General features: G+C 45.5%; 1 protein-coding gene. It reads right to left on the reverse strand.

Annotated features, from left to right (window positions below; translation table 11 throughout):
* Window positions 1–343: PTS transporter subunit EIIC (locus tag RMT89_RS41795; protein ID WP_315888986.1), on the reverse strand; the 343-nt coding region annotated here is incomplete at both ends.

The raw sequence follows: 343 nt of genomic DNA on the forward strand, positions 1-343 counted from the left end.
GTTGTGTAACCCAGTGACGATGGCTGAAATAATGATCGCTCCGAAGATACCGGTATCTAAGGTTTTTATTCCGGCGATATCAGTCAGTCCGGATACCCCACCAATCGATTGTGAAAAGTCTACATCGAAGAATGCCCCCCACTGTAAGCCCATGGCATGAACGAAATAGTTAAAGGTAAGGTAGGAGACCATGACCACCAACACAGCACGAGCATGAGCCGTTTTTGCTAATCCTATCGGCAGACCAACCGCAAATAGCAGTGGCATATTGCGGAAAAGTGTCCAAGCTCCTTCTTCAATAATAAACAGTATCTGATAATACAGTCCGTCTGGATTCGCTAAA

This window comes from Streptomyces sp. P17 (assembly GCF_032436805.1).
Lineage (GTDB): Bacteria > Actinomycetota > Actinomycetes > Streptomycetales > Streptomycetaceae > Streptomyces.